This window comes from Oleiphilus sp. HI0067 (assembly GCF_001635735.1).
The window spans coordinates 1-381 of record NZ_LWFI01000730.1 but is presented as its reverse complement, the minus strand read 5'-3'; the positions used below and the strand labels follow the sequence as shown (position 1 = coordinate 381).

1 pseudogene is annotated in these 381 nt (G+C 46.5%); it reads left to right on the top strand.

Annotated elements, in window-relative coordinates:
- Positions 1-381, top strand: a pseudogene (locus tag A3739_RS29695) (phosphonoacetaldehyde hydrolase); the annotation flags it as partial.

The window sequence follows — 381 nt, the reverse complement described above, 5'->3', positions numbered from 1 at the left end:
CGAACATGAAGACATTACGGTTAGCGATGCTGACTGTCGCGCTCCAATGGGCACAGAGAAGAGCGAGCACATTCGACAAATGCTCGCCATGCCAAAGATTGCACAGCAGTGGGAGACTCTTTATCAAAGAAGCCCATCTGAAAAAGATGTACAACGCTTATACCATGAGTTTCTACCACTGCAATTAGAGACAATCCAAGAGTTTAGTCAGGTCATCCCGGGCTGTTTAGATACGATGGCCTACCTTAAGGACAAAAAGATCAAAATCGGCTCGAATACTGGTTACAACGAAGAGATGTACGCCTTAGTTGCAAAAACAGCCGAGCAACAAGGTTTCACTACCCAGTCGAATGTATGCGCTACACAAGTTAGCAAGGGGCG